Source organism: Alcanivorax sp. HI0044 (assembly GCF_001634945.1).
Window position 1 is genome coordinate 1 of sequence record NZ_LWEZ01000515.1, and the last position, 736, is coordinate 736.

The 736-nt window shown below is 57.7% G+C and carries 1 protein-coding gene; it reads right to left on the reverse strand.

What is annotated here, in order from left to right; genetic code table 11:
• Nucleotides 1–119 precede the first annotated feature (119 nt).
• Nucleotides 120–736: metallopeptidase TldD-related protein (locus tag A3730_RS06110; RefSeq protein WP_231883867.1), on the reverse strand; the 617-nt coding region annotated here is incomplete at its 5' end.

A 736-nucleotide genomic window follows, 5' to 3' on the forward strand; every position in this document is an offset into this window, starting at 1 on the left:
GCTGGCCGGCGCCGCGTTGGCCACATCCGATTGCGGCTGTTGATACGGATTCATATCACTCATTAGCTGGTTCCTTCCCTTTCCCGAGTCAAAAAATAAACGAATCACACCAGGGCAAATTAGCGACCGGCAATCTTGACAGGCGACAACAACAGGGACCCACAGGCAATATTGCCGCGATAGTCCACATCCGTGCCGCTACCTTGAATACCTAACAGCATCTCCCCCAGATGACCGGCAATAGTAAACTCTTGCAGTGCACCTTGTATGACACCGTTCTCAAACCAGAAACCGCTTGCCCCGCGAGAATAGTCTCCGGTCACCAGATTGATGCCCTGGCCCATGACTTCAGTGATCAGAATACCCTTCGGCACCCTGGCCATCAGTGCAGCCAGCGAATCACCGGTATCGGTAATGCGTACATTGCGCACCCCCCCACCATTGCCGGTGGGCGCCATATCCAGACGGCGGCTGGCGTACAAGCCCAGCGCATACTGTTTCAGCACACCGTCTTCCACAAACGCCTGAGCCCGGGTGGGCAAGCCATCACCATCGAAGGGCGCAGACGCATTACCCGCCGCCAGGTGCGGGTTTTCCGTGAGCTGAAACCCGGCCGGTAACACCGCCTTGCCCAGACTGTCCTGAAGAAAAGAACTGCGGCGATACAGTGCCCCGCCACTGATCGCAGAGACCAGATGCCCCACCAGACCCGACGCCACTTCCGGGGCGAAGATCA